Source organism: Enterobacter sp. CCUG 70166 (genome assembly GCF_020224095.1).
Taxonomy (GTDB): domain Bacteria; phylum Pseudomonadota; class Gammaproteobacteria; order Enterobacterales; family Enterobacteriaceae; genus Enterobacter; species Enterobacter intestinihominis.
The window spans coordinates 25,511-42,152 of sequence record NZ_NRIQ01000039.1 but is presented as its reverse complement, the minus strand read 5'-3'; the positions used below and the strand labels follow the sequence as shown (position 1 = coordinate 42,152).

Sequence of the window (16,642 nt, the reverse complement as noted above, 5' to 3'; positions counted from 1 at the left end):
ATCAACGAATTAACAGGTTTTTACTCCCGAAACCGGCAATAGCGGATCGTTGCCGGCGGCCCCACAGCAGGAGGGGTAACAGACCACGCAGAATGGCTTGCAGATGAACACTCTGGCGTCGTTAAGGTCAGCGTCATGGCGGCAGGCAGCGCCACCAGATGCGGCTGGGCAGATTCTTTTTGTACCTGATCCGGCACACAATGTTTTTCACACAGCGGTGAAGCACCGGCAGCATAATGCGGCCCCGGTTCCGCCATCATATCCATATGCTGGATGGTGGCCACCTCACCGCGCAAATCCATTGAACATTGATGGGAGGCGACGGCCACCTGACTCTGGATTAACAGCCAGCCAAACGCCAGCAAAAACATCAGCAGATGTTTTTTGATAAAGCGCAGGCGATACGTCCAGCTGGCGTGCATATTCAGATCGTCGGATAGGGTAAAAGTGAACCGAGTATAAGCAGGCAAAAGAATGAAAGAGAAGTAGTTTTAAAGAGATTTACGTTTTTAAATCGATTGTCGGCAAGTAATACTCAAAACCTTAACACTTCACCATCAATTTAATGACATATAATATCTATTCATCAGGTCAATAACGTCTTAATATAAATGACGCAGGGTTAGCAAAAATATCGTCATCATTGCCTTTAGTAGTCTCTTTCTTGATTTTAATCAGCAAGGACTGGCCATTTATTCGGCACATTTCAGGCTTCTTTTTTATTGATTATTTGTCTCTCGGGCAGCAAGGATACAGGGGAAATCATGCTTACTTTTCTCGAACTCCTCATTGGAGTCGTGGTCATTGTCGGTGTAGCACGCTACATCATTAAAGGTTACTCAGCCACTGGCGTGCTATTTGTCGGCGGCCTGACGCTGCTGATCATTAGCGCGCTAATGGGTCATCAGGTTTTACCCGCCAGCGAAGCCAGCACCGGATATACCGCTACCGATATTGTGGAATATATAAAAATTCTGCTGATGAGCCGCGGCGGCGACCTGGGCATGATGATCATGATGCTCTGCGGATTTGCTGCCTATATGACCCATATCGGTGCGAATGATATGGTGGTGAAGCTGGCTTCTAAGCCGCTGCAATATATTAACTCCCCCTATCTTCTGATGGTCGCGGCTTATTTCCTGGCCTGTCTGATGTCATTAGCCGTTTCCTCAGCAACGGGCCTTGGCGTGCTGTTAATGGCGACGTTATTCCCGGTAATGGTTAACGTCGGGATCAGCCGTGGCGCAGCGGCGGCTATTTGCGCCTCTCCGGCGGCGATTATTCTCTCCCCTACTTCCGGTGACGTGGTGCTGGCCGCGAAAGCCGCGGAAATGTCGCTGATTGACTTCGCCTTCAAAACCACACTGCCAATCTCCATCACCGCTATTCTCGGCATGGGCGTGGCGCATTTCTTCTGGCAACGCTACCTCGATAAGAAAGAGAACGTCAGCCATGAGATGATGGACGTCAGTGAAATCACCACTACCGCCCCGGCGTTTTATTCCATCCTGCCCTTCACGCCGATTATTGGCGTGCTTATTTTTGACGGCAAATGGGGCCCTCAGCTGCACATCATCACTATCCTGGTGATCTGTATGCTGCTGGCGGCCATCCTGGAATTTGTTCGTGGCTTTAATACCCAGAAGGTGTTCACGGGTCTTGAAGTCGCCTTCCGCGGCATGGCGGATGCCTTCGCGGGCGTGGTGATGCTGCTGGTTGCCGCAGGGGTGTTTGCTCAGGGGCTGAGCACCATCGGCTTTATCCAGAGCCTGATCTCTATCGCCACCTCTTTCGGCTCGGCCAGCATTATCCTGATGCTGGTGCTGGTGGTACTGACCATGCTGGCGGCGATGACTACCGGCTCCGGTAACGCGCCGTTCTATGCGTTTGTTGAGATGATCCCTAAGCTGGCACACTCCTCCGGCATCAACCCGGCTTACCTGTCCATTCCGATGCTCCAGGCCTCCAACCTGGGTCGTACCATTTCTCCGGTATCGGGCGTGGTGGTTGCGGTGGCGGGGATGGCAAAAATCTCTCCGTTTGAAGTGGTAAAACGCACGTCAGTGCCGGTGCTGGTTGGCCTGATTATCGTTATTATCGCCACCGAAGTGCTGGTTCCCGGCGCTGCCTAAGCGAAATTCCTGCTTTCCAAAAAGCGCCTGCGGGCGCTTTTTGTGCTTTAATAACCCCCAGAAATTAATCGCGCCCAACCAATCAGGAAAGCAAATGTTCAGGAAGGATATCGTTATCCCGTCTGGTGCAGTAGCGCTTGCACTCTGTGTCTTCTCAATTCAGGCAGATCCGCTTAAGCCAACCCAGTATGGCGATTTCGATCGCTACGTTCTGGCTCTTTCCTGGCAAACGGGATTTTGCCAGAGTATGGTCGAACGCAACCGTGACGAACCGGAAGAGTGTCGCCTGCAAAAAGAGAGCAGCAACAAAACCGATTTTCTGACCGTCCACGGCTTATGGCCAGCGCTGCCGAAATCTATTGCCGCTCGCGGAGTGGATGAACGCCGCTGGATGCGCTTCGGCTGTGCCACTCGTCCGGTTCCGAATATGCCGGAAGCAAAAGCCAGCCGCAAATGTGACGCCGCAGAGACCGGACTATCGCTAACGGGCGCGGCGAAGCTGAACAGCGTGATGCCCGGCGCGGGCGGCAACTCCTGCCTTGAACGTTATGAATACGCGAAACACGGCGTCTGCTTTGGTTTTGATCCCGACGCTTACTTCGGCACCATGGTGCGCATGAACCAGGAAGTGAAAAATAGTGCGGTTGGGGAATTTCTGGCGGAAAACTATGGCAAGACCGTCCGCCGTAGCGATTTTGATGCAGCCGTGGCCAAAAGCTGGGGGAAACAGAACGTAAAAGCGTTCAAGCTTACCTGCCATGGCAATCCGGCTTATCTGACCGAGATGCAGATCTCGCTAAAATCCAGCACCATTAACAACTCGCTCTCAGCCAGCACCTTTGCGCCACAGCCGCATCCGGGCAACTGCGGCAAACAGTTTGTTATCGATAAAGCTGGTTACTGATTGTTCCTGCGCGCATCCGGGCGTACCAGATCGAAGCGATGGCTGTCGCTGATGCCGTAGTAGGCTGACGGTCCACCCGCACGCAGAATGGGCTGCGCTTTCGCGGTCTGGTAAATCCCCTCTTCCAGCAAACTCTCAGCGATATGGACGCCCACCACTTCGCCGAGCACCAGCCAGGTATCAATCGGTGTCCCATCCGCGCCGGTCAACTGAATGCACTGTGACAATCGACACTCGAAATTCACCGGGCTTTCCGCCACGCGCGGCGAGCTCACAAGCTGGCTGGCTACGGGCGTCAGGCCGGCAAAGGTAAATTCATCCTCGCCATGAGGGAGTGTGGCGGAGGTTTCATTCATCGCCTCAGCCAGATCGCGCGTTGCGAGGTTCCAGACAAACTCTTCCGTTTCGGTAATATTCCGCACGCTATCCTTCCAGCCGTTGCTGGAAAAACCAATGATCGGTGGGCGATAGTTAAAGCAGTTAAAGAAGCTGTACGGGGCAAGGTTCAGTTGACCGGCCTTATCACAGGATGAAATCCAGCCAATCGGACGTGGACCGATAATGGCGTTCAGCGGGTCGTGCGGCAGGCCGTGCCCCTGAGACGGTTGGTAAAAGTACATATCGCTCTCTCTACGCTGGGGCTGCAACGCGCATTGCCCGGTTTAAGTTTTACCAGCGTAACGAAATTTCCGTTCAGCGTGAATCGGGATGCCGGGTTTATTGCCAAAAATTCATATGGCGCACGAATGTGACCTTCATCACTTCAAACTTAGGGTTTCAGACAGTATCATCAGATAAGTTAAACCCTCGCTGCCAGACGGCGAGGGTTTTCTTTTGGATTGGTTTCTGCGTTACACGCAGCATTAACGACATGGAGTAAAAATGTCCAGACCTACGATTATCATCAATGAACTCGACGCAGAACGTATTGACCGACTGTTGGAGAAACCAGAATTCGCCTCGCTGCCGGTAGCCGATGCGCTGAACGAAGAGCTAGATCGGGCGCAGATGTGTACGCCTGAGACCATGCCGCATGATGTGGTCACCATGAACAGCCAGGTGAAGTTCCGCAACCTGACCACCGGGGAGGAACTCACCCGTACGCTGGTCTATCCGGCGCAGATGACCGACAGCAGCATGCAGCTTTCGGTGCTGGCACCCGTGGGCGCTGCGCTGCTTGGACTGCGCACGGGCGATACTATCCACTGGGAACTCCCGGGCGGCGCCTCAGCCCATCTGGAAGTGCTTGAGCTGCTCTACCAGCCCGAAGCCGCTAGCGATTACCTGCGTTAATCCCTTCTGAACAAGCGACCCCGCTTTGCACAGAGGATGCACCTGCATCCTCTTTCCGCAAATTCACCGATTGTGTTATATCGGACAAAAACCGCTTAATCCATGTTTACTCTGTCGTAGTGCCGTGGGGACGAAACCTCACACAACGCCGCCGGGGAAGGCATTCACCAGTCCCTTCACTTTCTGCTGCGCTGCCTCCGGGGTGTCTGCGCCAGGCACCAGGATCACCTTGCGGCACTCCTCCTCCCGTTTTTCGAAGATCTTATAGGCGCGCTCCGCATCAGCCAGCGGAAGATAGTGGGTCACAATATCTTCCGGTGTAAGCAACCCTTTTTCGATAAGCGGCAGCAGCTCTCCCAGCCAGGCGTGGACGTGCGTCTGCCCCATCTTAAAGCTCAGCCCTTTATCGAAGGCATCGCCAAACAGGAAGCCATGGATGAAACCGGCGTACACGCCCGGCACGCTGACCACGCCGCCGCGTCGCACCGCAGCAATGCACTGGCGCAGGGTTTTGCCGCTGCTGCCTTCAATTTTCAGGTTACTGAGGATCGTTTCCGTCGTGCTGCCTTTGGCCTCAAACCCGACGGCATCAATCACCGCATCCACCCCGCGCTGCCCGGCCGTTTGCTCAATGATTTTCTCCGCCGCGTCGTTATCGTCATCAAAGTTAATCGGGATCGCGCCGTAGCGCTCCTGGGCAAACCGCAGTCGATAGGGATGATGGTCAACCACAAAAATCTGCTCTGCGCCGAGAAGCCGCGCGCAGGCAATGGTCAGTAACCCCACCGGCCCGGCCCCGAATACGGCGACGCTGGAGCCTTTCTGGATCTGCGCATTTTTCGCCGCCTGCCAGGCGGTAGGCAGAATATCTGACAGGAAAAGCGCTTTGTCGTCTGACAGCAGCTGAGGCACTTTAAACGGCCCCACGTTGCCTTTCGGCACGCGCACATACTCCGCCTGTCCGCCCGGCACGCCGCCGTAAAGATGGCTGTAGCCAAACAGCGCGGCAGGGGCGGGAATTTGCTTTTTGTTCAGCGCCGCGCCCTGCCCGCGGTTCGTGTTTTCGCAGGCCGCGTACTGTTGCATCTGGCAAAAGAAACAGTCACCGCAGGCAATCACAAACGGGATCACCACCCGGTCACCTTTCTGCACGTTCTTCACTTCGCTCCCGCACTCCACCACCTCGCCCATAAATTCATGACCAAAGATATCGCCGTGCTGGACCTTGGGAATTTTTCCGCGATAAAGATGCAAATCGGAACCACAGATCGCCGTGGCTGTTACGCGCAGGATGATATCGTCAGGCTGTTCGATGCCCGGATCGGGGACATTATCGACCCGAACATGATGTGGACCGTGATAGGTGAGAGCTTTCATGCAACCTCCGAAAGGGTGTGGGTAAGCTTATAAAAGGGTAGCTACCTCTCGGGATCTGCCCCGGAATCCGGCTGTTTTGAGATTTATCCTGGCGAGATAAAAGTGCTGTCGGGATTGCAGAAACCATTTATATTTTGTGGTTGAATGATTGCAGCGTTTATAAACAAGGAGAAACGGGTATGTATCAAACAATCATTATGCCGGTTGATGTTTTCGAAATGGAACTGAGTGATAAGGCTGTACGTCATGCGGAATTTCTCGCGCAGCAGGACGGAGTTATTCATCTTCTGCATGTTTTACCGGGCTCTGCCAGCCTGAGCCTGCATCGTTTCGCTGCTGATGTGCGTCGTTTTGAAGAGCATTTACAGCATGAAGCCGAGACGCGCCTGCAAACCATGGTCGGGCACTTCAGCATCGATCCTTCCCGCATAAAAACCCACGTCCGGTTCGGTAGCGTGCGTGACGCCGTTAATGAACTGGCCGCGGAGCTGAACGCAGACGTGGTGGTGATTGGTTCGCGCAACCCGTCTATTACCACGCACCTGCTGGGGTCGAACGCCTCCAGCGTGATCCGCCACACCCACATTCCGGTGATGGTCGTCAGATAAAAAAAGAGGCCACCTTTTGGTGGCCTCTTGTATTGCAGGTGTCGTCTTGCTTTCTTTTATTATGCAGTTTTGGTGCGGATCAGGTAATCAAACGAGCTCAGCGACGCTTTCGCCCCTTCGCCAGTGGCGATGATGATCTGTTTGTACGGCACGGTGGTGCAGTCGCCCGCCGCAAATACGCCCTTCACGCTGGTTTCGCATTTCGCATCGATGATGATCTCGCCCATGCGGTTGCGCTCAATTGCGCCTTCCAGCCAGGTGGTGTTTGGCAGCAGGCCAATCTGAACGAAGATCCCCGCCAGCGCTACGCTGTGGATATCGCCACTCACGCGGTCACGGTATTCCAGACCGGTCACTTTGCTGCCGTCGCCTTTCACTTCTGTCGTCTGGGCATTGAGCACAATGTCGACGTTATTCAGGCTACGTACTTTATCCTGTAACACCTGGTCCGCTTTCATCTCAGGGGCGAACTCCAGCAGGGTAACGTGTTCAACAATCCCCGCCAGGTCGATAGCCGCTTCCACGCCGGAGTTACCGCCGCCGATCACCGCTACGCGTTTACCTTTGAACAGCGGGCCGTCACAGTGCGGGCAATAGGTCACGCCTTTGGTGCGATACTGATCTTCGCCCGGCACGTTCATGTTGCGCCATTTCGCGCCAGTGGCAATGATCACGCTGCGCGCCTTCAGCACCGCGCCGGACGCCGTTTCAATCTGGTGCAAACCACCCTCGACCGCTGCCGGAACCAGTTTGCTGGCGCTCTGGCTGTCAATGACATCCACGTCGTAGTCGCTGACGTGCGCTTTCAACGCCCCGGCCAGCTTCTGGCCTTCGGTTTTCGGCACGGAAATGTAGTTTTCAATGTCTACGGTATCCAGAACCTGACCACCGAAACGCTCGCCCATCAGACCGGTACGGATCCCTTTACGTGCGGAGTAAACCGCTGCCGCCGCGCCCGCCGGGCCGGAGCCAACAATCAGCACGTCGTACGCATCACGTTGGTTCAACTCTTCCGCCGCACGTTTTTCTGCGCCGGTATCCACTTTGGCGACGATTTCGGTCAGCGTCATACGCCCCTGGCCGAACTCCTGACCATTCAGGTAAACCGCCGGAACGCCCATCACGTTGCGCTCGGTGATTTCGTTCTGGAACGTACCGCCGTCAATCGCCGTGTGCTTAATGCGTGGGTTGAGCACTGACATCAGGTTCAGCGCCTGCACCACGTCCGGGCAGTTGTGGCAGGAGAGCGAGTAATAGGTTTCAAACTCAAAATCACCGTCGATATCGCGGATCTGCTCCAGCAGCTCCTGCGCTTCTTTTGACGGATGACCACCGGTCCACAGCAGCGCCAGCACCAGGGACGTAAATTCGTGCCCCAACGGAGAACCCGCGAAACGCGGCCCCTGGTCAGACCCTGGGTTGGCGATCAGGAAAGAAGGCTTACGGACTGCCAGCGCGTTGTCTTCTTTGAAGGTCACTTTCGGCGACAGCTCAGCAATCTCTGTCAGCAGCGCTTTGATTTCTGCCGATTTCGCGCTGTCGTCCAGCGTGGCAATCAGCTCAACAGGTTTGGTCAGTTTCTCAAGGTAGGCCTTGAGCTGGGTTTTCATGTTAGTGTCGAGCATTATTCTTCCCTCTCTTAAAACGTCATCATGCAAGCCGCCTTATACGGGCTGCCTGAATGCAACTTGCATCATGGTGCTGGAATGAAATGGGCGCGGGTGCGCCCATGACTGAAACAATTTCCAGAGTATTTCGCGTCAGAGCAAGGCGGCTAGCCTGAGAATCCCCGGGAGCTTACTGAAGTAAGTGACCGGGGTGAGCAGGCGACGCCAACGCAGCTATGGCGTGAAAGACGACGGAAATTTAGATCTTGCCGACCAGGTCCAGAGATGGCGCCAGCGTTGCTTCGCCTTCTTTCCATTTCGCCGGGCACACTTCGCCTGGGTGAGAAGCAACGTACTGAGCCGCCTTCACTTTGCGCAGCAGGTCAGATGCATCACGGCCGATACCTTCAGCGGTAACTTCGATAGCCTGGATAATGCCCTGCGGGTCAACAACGAAGGTCGCACGGTCAGCCAGGCCTTCATCTTCACGCATGTTGTCGAAGTTACGGGTCAGGGCGCCAGTCGGGTCGCCGATCATCGCGTATTTGATTTTCGCGATAGTTTCAGAGCTGCTGTGCCACGCTTTGTGGGTGAAGTGGGTATCGGTAGAAACAGAGTAAACGTCTACGCCCAGCTTTTGCAGTTCTTCGTAGTGGTCTGCAACGTCGCCCAGTTCGGTCGGGCAAACGAAGGTGAAGTCAGCCGGATAGAAGAAGAACACGCTCCAGCGGCCTTCGGTATCTTTCTCAGTAACTTCGATGAACTCACCGTTTTTGAACGCCTGGTTTTTGAAAGGTTTAATTTTGGTGTTAATCAAGGACATCTGTACTTCCTCCGTGTTTTCGTTGAGGTGTAAGGTAACCAACTTTGTTCATCGGGGCTAATGCGTATGCTTTATCAAATCAATCAGCCAAACCTTACAACAGCAACAAGACAGCAAGGTGAACCTTTTACAGGAAAGCCTGAAAGTAAAAAGGCCGCCTCAACGGGCGGCCCTGATACCTGAATTCCCCGCAGGTACATTCAGTGCCAGCCGAAGCTGGCGTTGCGTTGCGCTCTACATACCTTGTATCAAGGCCGTAACAGCGGTTTGATTACAGCACCCCTGCGCGCAATGAGCAATGCATAAGAGGGATAGTCCTGCCTATGGCTGTGATAGGCAGATTCGAACAGGTCATTGAAACATTATAAATTTAATTTCATTATGGGTTTCACGCTATATATAAACGCCATTTGTCATTCAAATAATTCAATCACACTTTAAAGATAAAATTATCTTAATAACTCTTGAAGATATGTTTCAATAATCCAAAGCCGTGATATATTAAGATCACTTAAATTTTAAATTAAGCGAGTTATTCACACGGATTGTAAAGGGTAACTACACTCTGTCGTACTCCATGGTGTGATAACGACAGCAAACTCAACTCACTCAGGACGAAACATGGCAAACCTCTACGACCTAAAAAAATTCGATCTCAATCTGTTAGTTATCTTCGAATGCATTTACCAACATCTCAGTATCAGTAGGGCTGCCGAGACGCTTTATATCACACCATCCGCCGTCAGCCAGTCGCTGCAACGCCTGCGCGGTCAGCTTGATGACCCCCTGTTTATCCGTTCAGGGAAGGGAATTACGCCCACCACGGTAGGTACTAACTTGCATCATCATCTGGAAAAAAATCTCAATCAGCTTGAGCAGACGATCAACATGATGCATCACTCGGACATCAAGAAAAAGTTCGTTATCTATTGCACTCAAATGGTGTCTCCTGGTTCGATGCTGGAACCGTTGAAGCTTTTAATATCTGAGGAGAATTATGAGATAGAACAAAGAGATATGCTTATTTCCTCCGAATCAGCGGAAGATTTGTTGGCCTATCGTAAAGCCGATCTCATCTTCTCTATCGCACCTATCCACAATCGCTCTGTGGTCTGCACCCACTTCACTACGGTGCCGATAGCCTTAATCTGTAGAGCAGACCACCCAAGGCTCGCTGACACAGCTACGGTGGACGCGCTATACCAGGAGAAATTCACTTTTTACCAGAGTGCTCATCCGGGTGTAAAAGAGTTCCAGAGTCGGGCCAATGACGCTTTTCCGGAAAGAAATATTGCTTTTCGCACCGACTCCCTTAGCTCTCTCATCTCTATGGTCAGTTCATCTGATTTGTTAGGCTATATCCCCGTGTCGATCTATGAAACATTTAAAGAATCTTTGAAATTAAAAAGGCTTGAGCCACCGTTTGCGCTGCCTGAATTAAAGATCTATATGCTCTACGGCCGTTCATCACTGAATAGCTCTGTTTTTTCAACATTCATTGAAAAAATGCATAAGCTCTGCGTTTCTCCGCCGTCTGCGTAAAATACATTTGCATGGTGAATATAATTAAAGCGAACCGAAAAAAATGACTCCGTGAAATTAAGGATAAATAATTCCATAATATCGTTTTGATTTTCCCAAGACATTTAACACGCAGGACGCGATTAATCATGTCGAACTATAAAATCCCTTTACAGGAAAATGTTTTAGACGCTTCTGCGGAACGCATACACTGGACGCTTAACAATTTCCCCAGGGTATGCGTTTCCTTTTCCGGTGGAAAAGATTCTACCGTGATGCTGCATCTTGTTGCCCAGAAAGCACGGCAATTAAAGCGAAAAATAGACGTCATCTTTCTGGACTGGGAAGCGCAATTCTCGTCGACCATTCAGCATGTTGACGCTATGAAAACGCTCTATCGGGATGTTATCCACCAGTTCTGGTGGGTAGCGCTTCCGCTCACGACCCAGAACGCCCTGTCACAGTTTCAACCTGAATGGCAGTGCTGGGAACCCGGAACAAACTGGGTTCGCCAGCCACCAGAAGATGCCATTACCGATTATCACTATTTCGATTTTTATCAGCAGGGAATGACGTTTGAAGCCTTCGTGCGCGAGTTTGCCGAATGGTATGCGCAAAGACGTCCTTCCGCAGTCATGGTGGGGATCCGCGCCGATGAATCTTACAACCGCTTTCTGGCTATAGCGTCGGCGCGTAAGCAGCGCTTTTCTGACGATAAACCCTGGACGACCGTCGCCCCGGGTGGGCACGCCTGGTATATCTACCCACTGTACGACTGGAAAACCGCCGACATCTGGACGTGGTTCGCGAAATCAAAATGTTGCTATAACCCGTTATACGACCTGATGTACAAGGCGGGGGTGCCGCCGCGTTATATGCGCATCTGCGAACCGTTTGGTCCGGAACAGCGTCAGGGCTTATGGCTCTATCATGTCATTGAACCCGAACGCTGGGCGGCGATGTGTGAACGCGCCTGCGGCGTGCGAAGTGGAGGTATTTATGCCGGGCACGATAACCATTTTTATGGCCACCGGAAGATCCTAAAACCTGACCATCTCGGCTGGCGCGAATACGCCATGCTGCTACTCGACAGCATGCCGCAAAATACGGCGGAACATTACCGAAATAAAATCGCAATTTATCTCCACTGGTATCAAAAGCGAGGCCTGGACGATATTCCCGATACGCAGGAGGGTGACATTGGCGCAAAAGATATCCCTTCCTGGCGACGCATTTGCAAGGTTTTACTCAACAATGACTACTGGTGCCGGGCTCTCTCATTTAGTCCAAACAAACCTAAACACTATCAACGCTACAGCGAAAGAGTGAAAGCTAAACGCAAGGAATGGGGGATTTTATGCAGCAGCAAATAATCAGAGAAATGCAGACGTACCTGCAGGCCCTTTCTGAAGAAGAGAAAATCGGCGCTATTAATGCCTTTCGCCAGGCATTACACGAAATCAGCCCTTTTCATAATCAACCCGTCGACTGCGTATTGTGGATAAAACAGACTGACATCACCGCCAATGACTACAACCCAAATAATGTCGCTCCGGCGGAGAAGCGGTTGCTCAGCAAATCACTGGAGCTGGATGGATTCACACAACCTATCGTTGTGACGGAAAATGCGCCTGAGAGCTATGAAATTGTCGATGGATTCCATCGCCATGAGCTTGGCAGTCATCGGGCTGTTCTGAAGCGTCAACTTAAAGGTTACCTCCCTGTTACCTGCCTGCGTAAAGCACGCCAGGAAAAGTTCGATCGCATGGCTACAACCATTCGTCACAACCGCGCACGTGGACGCCACCAGATCAATGCCATGTCAGAAATCGTGCGAGAACTGGTGCTTATGGGCTGGAGTGAGCAGAAAATTGGCCTGGAGTTGGGTATGGACAGCGATGAAGTGCTGCGACTGAAGCAAATCAACGGTCTGCTGGAACTCTTCGCGGACCGTCGTTTTTCAGAAGCCTGGACGGTTGAATAGTCAGAGCGAATTTAAGCGCGCAGCCGCTGCCAGCAGCGTCGACTCCTGCTTCGCAAAGCAAAGACGAATCAGTTTATGCGGGAAGGGATCGGCGCAGAACACCGACAGCGGAATGGCCGCCACGCCCACCTCTTTCGTCAGCCACTGGCAAAAACTGACATCATCCAGATCGGAAATCGCGCTGTAGTCCGCCAGCAGGAAGTAGGTGCCTTCGCATGGCAGGATCTCCAGCCGACTCTCGCTCAAGGCAGTCACAAACCGATCCCGCCGCGCACGGTAAAAAGCTGGCAGGTCCCGGTAATGTTCAGGTTCAGCGCGCAGCATATCCGCCAGCGCCAGCTGGGCGGGTGTGTTTACGGCAAACGTCAAATACTGGTGCACTTTACGCAGCTCAGCGCTGATGGCGGCGGGCGCCACGCAGTACCCTACCTTCCAGCCGGTCATATGGTAGGTTTTCCCAAATGATGATACCGCGATTGCGCGCTCGCAAAGCTGCGGATGCGCCAGCACGCTGGCATGACCCTCCTCGGCAAAGCAGATGTGCTCATACACCTCGTCGCTCAGAACATAGATTTCACGTTCGGCGATGGCCTGCCACAGGGCGGCAAAATCGCTTTTCTGCCACACCGTCGCCGATGGGTTGTGTGGCGTATTCAGGATCACCAGCCGGGTTTTATCGCTCAGCAGCGCGGCAAACGCCTGCCAGTCCGGACGAAAATGCGGCGGCTGGAGCGCCACGCGTTTCACCACGCCACCGGCCAGTTCAATCGCCGGGGCGTAGCTATCGTAGCTCGGGTCAAAACAAATCACCTCATCGCCCGTACGCACCAGGGCGGTTATCGCCGCATACAGCGCTTCGGTCGCCCCTGCGGTTACCGTGATATCGCTGTTCGCGTCAGGCTTATGGCCGTATAACTCCGCCGTTTTATCCGCAATGGCTTCACGCAACGCCTGCACGCCGGTCATCGGCGCATACTGGTTGGCTCCCTGCGCAACGTGGTACGCCAGACGCTCCTGCAAATATTTCGGCCCGTCAAAATCCGGGAAACCTTGTGAGAGGTTAATGGCGTTGTGCTGCTGCGCCAGGGCGCTCATCTGCGTAAAAATCGTCGTGCCGAGATTCGGAAGTTTACTTTGCGGGATCAACGGGTTATTGCTCATTGTAGTGTGCCTGCCTGTAATACTTATGTTGCTGACACTATAACACGATGTTAGTCTCTGGCAATCAAGACGCTTAGACGTCTAAATGATATAAATATTCCTGACCGAGAGGGTAAAAGGAAATGACAGACAACCTGCAACTCACACACCTGGTCGAGGCCTGCCGCTGGATTGGCGCTAAAGGCTGGGCGCCCGCTACCGGCGGCAATATGTCCGTGCGTCAGGATGAACATCTGTGCTGGCTGAGCGAATCCGGAAAAGACAAAGGCAGCCTGACCACCGCCGATTTTCTACAGGTTGAAATCGCCACCAACCGTGCGCCTTCTGGCCGTAAACCGTCGGCAGAGACCGGGCTGCATACCCTCATCTACCGCCTGTTCCCGGATGCTAACGCCGTCCTGCACGTTCACACCGTCAATGCCACGGTGCTGTCGCGGCTGGTCAACGAGACCGAGCTGAAGATCTCCGGCTTCGAGATGCAAAAATCCCTTACCGGACAGACCACGCATCGGGATACGGTGGCCATCCCGGTGTTTGATAATGACCAGGACATCGACGCCCTCGCCTCTCGAATCACCCATTACGCGCAGGAACGCCCGCTTAATTATGGTTTTCTTCTGCGCGGTCATGGCTTAACCTGCTGGGGACGCGACGTGGCCGAAGCCCGCCGTCATCTGGAAGGTTTAGAATTCTTATTTGAATGCGAAATGCGTTTACGACAATGGGAGAGAGTATGATTCGCGCGATTGTGACGGATATTGAAGGGACCACCAGCGATATCCGTTTTGTCCATGATGTTTTGTTCCCCTACGCGCGTGAGCGGCTGGCGGCCTTTGTGACCGCGCAGCAGTACGCCGAGCCGGTCAAATCGATTCTGGACAACCTGCGCGATGAAATCAGCACTCCGCATGCCAGCGTCAGCGAACTCATCAACGTGCTGTTTACCTTTATGGATGAAGACCGCAAATCGACGGCGCTCAAAGCCCTGCAAGGCATCATCTGGCAGGACGGTTACATCAACGGTGACTTTACCGGCCATCTCTACCCTGATGTACTGCCCGCGCTGGAAAAATGGAAGGCACAAGGGATTGATCTCTATGTTTATTCCTCTGGCTCCGTCGCCGCGCAGAAACTGTTATTTGGCTACAGCGACGAAGGTGATATTACTCATCTGTTCAGCGGCTATTTTGATACCCGCATCGGCGCCAAGCGTGAGGTGCAGTCTTATCAAAATATTGCGGCGCAAACGGGCATCGCCCCGTCGCAGATCCTGTTCCTGTCGGATATTCATCAGGAGCTGGACGCGGCTGAACAGGCGGGTTTTCGCACCCTGCAACTGATACGCGGTGAAGATGACGGCGCAAGCCATCACCATCAGATCCACCAGTTTGACGAGATTAACCCGGAGCAGATCCCTTCATGAGCGCATTGACCATTTATTCCGATAAAGACGCCAGTAAGCACCTGTGGCACAGCACCGACGCCGCCGAGATTGCCCAACAGCTCAACGCCAAAGGCGTGCGGTTTGAACGCTGGGCGGCAGACCGTGATTTAGGGCAGGATCCCGCGCCTGAAGCCGTGATTGAGGCGTATCAGCATGCAATCGACAAGCTGGTGGCAGAGAAAGGTTATCAGAGCTGGGACGTGATTAGCCTTCGCGCCGACAATCCGCAGAAAGAGGCGCTGCGCGCGAAGTTTCTCAACGAGCACACCCACGGCGAAGATGAAGTGCGCTTTTTCGTGGAAGGGACGGGACTATTCTGCCTGCACATCGGCGATGAGGTGTATCAGGTGCTGTGCGAGAAAAACGACCTGATTTCCGTACCCGCAGGCACGCCGCACTGGTTTGACATGGGTTCAGAGCCGAACTTTACCGCCATTCGTATTTTCGACAATCCGGAAGGCTGGGTTGCCCAGTTCACGGGCGATGCAATCGCGGATGCGTATCCACGCCTGGCCTGATCTTTTCTCCCTACCCCGCAAAGTAATGCGAGCACCGTGCTATCCCCTCGCCCCTCTGGGGAGAGGGTTAGGGTGAGGGGAACATACGGCTCAGGTGGTCAGTTCCATACTCAGGCATTAATTAAATACTGGCGATAATCCTCTGCACATCTGCGCCAACCAGCCTCGCCAGATGCACAAACTCCACCACGTCCAACCTACGCTCACCGTTTTCCACTTTAGCAATGAACGATTGTGGTTTTCCCAGTGCCTCCGCAAGCTGCGCCTGAGTCATCCCCTTCTCTTTACGCGCTTTCTTCAACGCATTGATAACACGCTGGTATTCATCCGAGTAAACTGAAGCCATTGTTCCGATTCCATACAAATATCCTGAAATCGAATATCCTCCCGTTGCCTTTTTATCCCAAAATAGGATAATTGAGCACGTAACGAACACATGTAAGGAGGACACAATGCAACATCAGAACTGGCACCCGGCCGATATTATCGCTGCACTAAAGAAACATGGAACAAGCCTGGCTGCGTTGTCCAGAAAGGCTGGCCTTTCCTCATCCACACTGGCAAATGCGCTTACCCGACCATGGCCCAAAGGTGAATTGCTTATCGCTCAGGCGCCAGACATTCCACCCGATGTGATATGGCCGGAAAGATACTTTGATGAAAAGGGAGAGCGAGTATTTCGTCAGATGAGGAATACCAAAAAGAGAAATCTGTCTTCAACATAATCAATGAATTCTCCCCCCTCACCCCAGCCCTCTCCCTCAAGGGAGAGGGGGTCTAAGAGCACTACCGTTTCAGCCCTTTCACATACCCCACCAGCTGATCCAACACCACGCCCCACCCTTCGTGGAAGCCCATCTGTTCATGCTGCTCGCGGATCTCCTTCGTTGGGTGACGCGCTATCGCCGTGTAGCGGGTCTTGCCCTCACCCACATCTTCCAGCAGCAGGATCGCCGTCATAAACGGCTTTTCAGCCGGCTTCCAGCCCTCAGTATAGCCATCGGTAAAGACCAGCTTGTTCCCCGGATCGATTTCAAGAAATACGCCCCGGTTATCCATCCGCTGCCCGTCCACCTCAAACACGGTATTGAACCGCCCACCCACGCGCAGATCGAGGTCGCATTCAGTCACCTTATGGGGAGCAGGAATGAAGAAGTTTTTGATGTGCTCCGGTGTGGTCCAGCAGAGCCACAGCAGGTCGCGCGGTGCGTCCACCACGCGTTCCAGTTTTAAGTCTGTTTCAGGATCGAGCGTCACGATAACGTCCTCT

19 protein-coding genes are annotated in these 16,642 nt (G+C 53.3%); 11 read left to right on the top strand and 8 right to left on the bottom strand.

Features of this window, described 5'->3' with window-relative positions; translation table 11 throughout:
* Nucleotides 1-20: 20 nt before the first annotated feature.
* Entirely contained in the window at nucleotides 21-422 is a 402-nt protein-coding gene (locus CKK19_RS17740) for a hypothetical protein (RefSeq protein WP_063149485.1), read from the bottom strand.
* A 342-nt stretch (nucleotides 423-764) separates the two neighbouring features.
* Between CKK19_RS17740 and dcuC the strand changes: the two genes are divergently transcribed.
* Nucleotides 765-2,132, top strand: a complete 1,368-nt coding sequence (gene dcuC, locus CKK19_RS17735) for an anaerobic C4-dicarboxylate transporter DcuC (protein WP_017382481.1) — start codon at nucleotides 765-767, stop codon at nucleotides 2,130-2,132.
* A 94-nt stretch (nucleotides 2,133-2,226) separates the two neighbouring features.
* A complete protein-coding gene (rna, locus tag CKK19_RS17730) occupies nucleotides 2,227-3,036 on the top strand; it encodes a ribonuclease I (RefSeq protein ID WP_032624674.1) in 810 nt (269 codons plus the stop codon).
* Here rna and CKK19_RS17725 read toward each other — a convergent pair.
* Complete coding sequence (locus CKK19_RS17725; RefSeq protein WP_023299579.1) at nucleotides 3,030-3,656, bottom strand: flavin reductase family protein; 627 nt, start codon at nucleotides 3,654-3,656, stop codon at nucleotides 3,030-3,032. The genes rna and CKK19_RS17725 overlap by 7 nt on opposite strands.
* 262 nt (nucleotides 3,657-3,918) lie before the next feature.
* On the opposite strand from CKK19_RS17725, the gene rnk reads away from it, so the two are divergent.
* Complete coding sequence (gene rnk / locus CKK19_RS17720; RefSeq protein ID WP_063853981.1) at nucleotides 3,919-4,329, top strand: nucleoside diphosphate kinase regulator; 411 nt, start codon at nucleotides 3,919-3,921, stop codon at nucleotides 4,327-4,329.
* Between the two features lie 138 nt (nucleotides 4,330-4,467).
* Here rnk and CKK19_RS17715 read toward each other — a convergent pair whose 3' ends face one another.
* Entirely contained in the window at nucleotides 4,468-5,706 is a 1,239-nt protein-coding gene (locus CKK19_RS17715) for a zinc-dependent alcohol dehydrogenase (protein ID WP_063853980.1), read from the bottom strand.
* Between the two features lie 179 nt (nucleotides 5,707-5,885).
* On the opposite strand from CKK19_RS17715, the gene uspG reads away from it, so the two are divergent.
* A complete protein-coding gene (gene uspG, locus CKK19_RS17710) occupies nucleotides 5,886-6,314 on the top strand; it encodes a universal stress protein UspG (RefSeq protein ID WP_022647413.1) in 429 nt (142 codons plus the stop codon).
* A gap of 59 nt (nucleotides 6,315-6,373) precedes the next feature.
* Here uspG and ahpF read toward each other — a convergent pair whose 3' ends face one another.
* Complete coding sequence (ahpF, locus tag CKK19_RS17705; RefSeq protein ID WP_063853979.1) at nucleotides 6,374-7,939, bottom strand: alkyl hydroperoxide reductase subunit F; 1,566 nt, start codon at nucleotides 7,937-7,939, stop codon at nucleotides 6,374-6,376.
* 241 nt (nucleotides 7,940-8,180) lie between these two features.
* Nucleotides 8,181-8,744: an alkyl hydroperoxide reductase subunit C gene (ahpC, locus tag CKK19_RS17700; protein WP_014882974.1), complete on the bottom strand. Its 564-nt coding sequence runs from the start codon at nucleotides 8,742-8,744 to the stop codon at nucleotides 8,181-8,183.
* Nucleotides 8,745-9,365: 621 nt separating this feature from the next.
* On the opposite strand from ahpC, the gene citR reads away from it, so the two are divergent.
* The 3 genes from citR (at nucleotide 9,366) to CKK19_RS17685 (ending at nucleotide 12,249) form a co-directional block, all read left to right on the top strand.
* Nucleotides 9,366-10,286: a DNA-binding transcriptional repressor CitR gene (gene citR / locus CKK19_RS17695; protein ID WP_022647411.1), complete on the top strand. Its 921-nt coding sequence runs from the start codon at nucleotides 9,366-9,368 to the stop codon at nucleotides 10,284-10,286.
* A 128-nt stretch (nucleotides 10,287-10,414) separates the two neighbouring features.
* Nucleotides 10,415-11,638, top strand: a complete 1,224-nt coding sequence (locus CKK19_RS17690) for a phosphoadenosine phosphosulfate reductase (RefSeq protein ID WP_063152773.1) — start codon at nucleotides 10,415-10,417, stop codon at nucleotides 11,636-11,638.
* Complete coding sequence (locus tag CKK19_RS17685) at nucleotides 11,623-12,249, top strand: IbrB-like domain-containing protein (protein ID WP_225455194.1); 627 nt, start codon at nucleotides 11,623-11,625, stop codon at nucleotides 12,247-12,249. The genes CKK19_RS17690 and CKK19_RS17685 overlap by 16 nt, the downstream gene beginning before the upstream one ends.
* Here the strand turns inward: CKK19_RS17685 and CKK19_RS17680 are convergent, their stop codons facing one another.
* Nucleotides 12,250-13,410: a pyridoxal phosphate-dependent aminotransferase gene (locus CKK19_RS17680; protein WP_063853977.1), complete on the bottom strand. Its 1,161-nt coding sequence runs from the start codon at nucleotides 13,408-13,410 to the stop codon at nucleotides 12,250-12,252.
* A gap of 122 nt (nucleotides 13,411-13,532) precedes the next feature.
* On the opposite strand from CKK19_RS17680, the gene CKK19_RS17675 reads away from it, so the two are divergent.
* From CKK19_RS17675 to CKK19_RS17665, 3 genes are read left to right on the top strand one after another with little or no spacing between them, the layout of a single operon-like run.
* Nucleotides 13,533-14,147, top strand: a complete 615-nt coding sequence (locus CKK19_RS17675; RefSeq protein ID WP_063853976.1) for a methylthioribulose 1-phosphate dehydratase — start codon at nucleotides 13,533-13,535, stop codon at nucleotides 14,145-14,147.
* On the top strand, nucleotides 14,144-14,833 hold the full coding sequence (mtnC, locus tag CKK19_RS17670; RefSeq protein ID WP_225455193.1) for an acireductone synthase: 690 nt from the start codon (nucleotides 14,144-14,146) through the stop codon (nucleotides 14,831-14,833). The genes CKK19_RS17675 and mtnC overlap by 4 nt, the downstream gene beginning before the upstream one ends.
* The gene (locus tag CKK19_RS17665; RefSeq protein ID WP_063853974.1) at nucleotides 14,830-15,372 is read left to right on the top strand and encodes a 1,2-dihydroxy-3-keto-5-methylthiopentene dioxygenase; all 543 of its coding nucleotides are present in this window, start codon (nucleotides 14,830-14,832) and stop codon (nucleotides 15,370-15,372) included. Before mtnC ends, CKK19_RS17665 begins: the two co-directional genes overlap by 4 nt.
* 121 nt (nucleotides 15,373-15,493) lie before the next feature.
* On the opposite strand, the gene CKK19_RS17660 is transcribed toward CKK19_RS17665, so the two are convergent.
* A complete protein-coding gene (locus CKK19_RS17660; RefSeq protein WP_023299573.1) occupies nucleotides 15,494-15,718 on the bottom strand; it encodes a helix-turn-helix transcriptional regulator in 225 nt (74 codons plus the stop codon).
* Between the two features lie 106 nt (nucleotides 15,719-15,824).
* Between CKK19_RS17660 and CKK19_RS17655 the strand changes: the two genes are divergently transcribed.
* The gene (locus tag CKK19_RS17655; RefSeq protein WP_032624682.1) at nucleotides 15,825-16,097 is read left to right on the top strand and encodes a helix-turn-helix domain-containing protein; all 273 of its coding nucleotides are present in this window, start codon (nucleotides 15,825-15,827) and stop codon (nucleotides 16,095-16,097) included.
* Between the two features lie 61 nt (nucleotides 16,098-16,158).
* Here CKK19_RS17655 and CKK19_RS17650 read toward each other — a convergent pair whose 3' ends face one another.
* Entirely contained in the window at nucleotides 16,159-16,629 is a 471-nt protein-coding gene (locus tag CKK19_RS17650; protein ID WP_045622238.1) for an SRPBCC family protein, read from the bottom strand.
* Between the last annotated feature and the right edge of the window lie 13 nt (nucleotides 16,630-16,642).

What these genes read in the sequence shown, in the direction of transcription:
- citR (WP_022647411.1), top strand. Translation starts at nt 9,366, where the DNA reads ATGGCAAACCTCTACGACCTAAAAAAATTCGATCTCAATCTGTTAGTT.
- CKK19_RS17740 (WP_063149485.1), bottom strand. Translation starts at nt 422, where the DNA reads ATGCACGCCAGCTGGACGTATCGCCTGCGCTTTATCAAAAAACATCTG.
- rnk (WP_063853981.1), top strand. Translation starts at nt 3,919, where the DNA reads ATGTCCAGACCTACGATTATCATCAATGAACTCGACGCAGAACGTATT.
- uspG (WP_022647413.1), top strand. Translation starts at nt 5,886, where the DNA reads ATGTATCAAACAATCATTATGCCGGTTGATGTTTTCGAAATGGAACTG.
- CKK19_RS17675 (WP_063853976.1), top strand. Translation starts at nt 13,533, where the DNA reads ATGACAGACAACCTGCAACTCACACACCTGGTCGAGGCCTGCCGCTGG.
- ahpF (WP_063853979.1), bottom strand. Translation starts at nt 7,939, where the DNA reads ATGCTCGACACTAACATGAAAACCCAGCTCAAGGCCTACCTTGAGAAA.
- ahpC (WP_014882974.1), bottom strand. Translation starts at nt 8,744, where the DNA reads ATGTCCTTGATTAACACCAAAATTAAACCTTTCAAAAACCAGGCGTTC.
- rna (WP_032624674.1), top strand. Translation starts at nt 2,227, where the DNA reads ATGTTCAGGAAGGATATCGTTATCCCGTCTGGTGCAGTAGCGCTTGCA.
- CKK19_RS17685 (WP_225455194.1), top strand. Translation starts at nt 11,623, where the DNA reads ATGCAGCAGCAAATAATCAGAGAAATGCAGACGTACCTGCAGGCCCTT.
- CKK19_RS17655 (WP_032624682.1), top strand. Translation starts at nt 15,825, where the DNA reads ATGCAACATCAGAACTGGCACCCGGCCGATATTATCGCTGCACTAAAG.
- mtnC (WP_225455193.1), top strand. Translation starts at nt 14,144, where the DNA reads ATGATTCGCGCGATTGTGACGGATATTGAAGGGACCACCAGCGATATC.
- CKK19_RS17725 (WP_023299579.1), bottom strand. Translation starts at nt 3,656, where the DNA reads ATGTACTTTTACCAACCGTCTCAGGGGCACGGCCTGCCGCACGACCCG.
- CKK19_RS17715 (WP_063853980.1), bottom strand. Translation starts at nt 5,706, where the DNA reads ATGAAAGCTCTCACCTATCACGGTCCACATCATGTTCGGGTCGATAAT.
- CKK19_RS17680 (WP_063853977.1), bottom strand. Translation starts at nt 13,410, where the DNA reads ATGAGCAATAACCCGTTGATCCCGCAAAGTAAACTTCCGAATCTCGGC.
- CKK19_RS17690 (WP_063152773.1), top strand. Translation starts at nt 10,415, where the DNA reads ATGTCGAACTATAAAATCCCTTTACAGGAAAATGTTTTAGACGCTTCT.
- CKK19_RS17665 (WP_063853974.1), top strand. Translation starts at nt 14,830, where the DNA reads ATGAGCGCATTGACCATTTATTCCGATAAAGACGCCAGTAAGCACCTG.
- dcuC (WP_017382481.1), top strand. Translation starts at nt 765, where the DNA reads ATGCTTACTTTTCTCGAACTCCTCATTGGAGTCGTGGTCATTGTCGGT.
- CKK19_RS17660 (WP_023299573.1), bottom strand. Translation starts at nt 15,718, where the DNA reads ATGGCTTCAGTTTACTCGGATGAATACCAGCGTGTTATCAATGCGTTG.